This window comes from Pseudomonas sp. Fl5BN2 (genome assembly GCF_009908205.1).
Taxonomy (GTDB): domain Bacteria; phylum Pseudomonadota; class Gammaproteobacteria; order Pseudomonadales; family Pseudomonadaceae; genus Aquipseudomonas.
On record NZ_JAAARL010000090.1, the window covers coordinates 1 to 414 of the forward strand.

Annotated in this window: 1 protein-coding gene; it reads left to right on the forward strand. The window is 55.3% G+C overall.

The window, feature by feature from the left end; translation table 11 throughout:
- Window positions 1-23: 23 nt before the first annotated feature.
- A partial coding sequence (locus GV819_RS32715; protein ID WP_434738456.1) for a hypothetical protein occupies window positions 24-414 on the forward strand: 391 nt, incomplete at its 3' end.

Below are 414 nucleotides of genomic sequence, written 5' to 3' on the forward strand. Positions count from 1 at the left end.
CCTGGGTGGTGAGCGGAGCGGATATGGTGGTCTACAGCGGCGCAAAAGCCTTTAACGCGCCGACCTCCGGGTTTATCACTGGTAAAAAAATCTGGATTGCAGCCTGCAAAGCGCAGCATCACGGCATTGCCAGGGCGATGAAAATCGGCAAGGAGAACATGGTTGGGCTGGTTTACGCGCTGGAGAATTATCACCAGGGGCAGGCAGTCATCACTGCGGAACAGCTCCAGCCAGTGGTTGAAGCGATTTCTGCGATTCACGGGTTAACGGCTGATATTGAGCAGGATGAAGCCGGGCGTGCAATCTGGCGTATTCGTATTCGAGTAAATGCGCAGGAATTGGGAGTTGACGCGCGCGTCGTCGAAGCGCAACTGCGTGGTGGCGATATCGCGATTTATGCACGGCGGTATAACC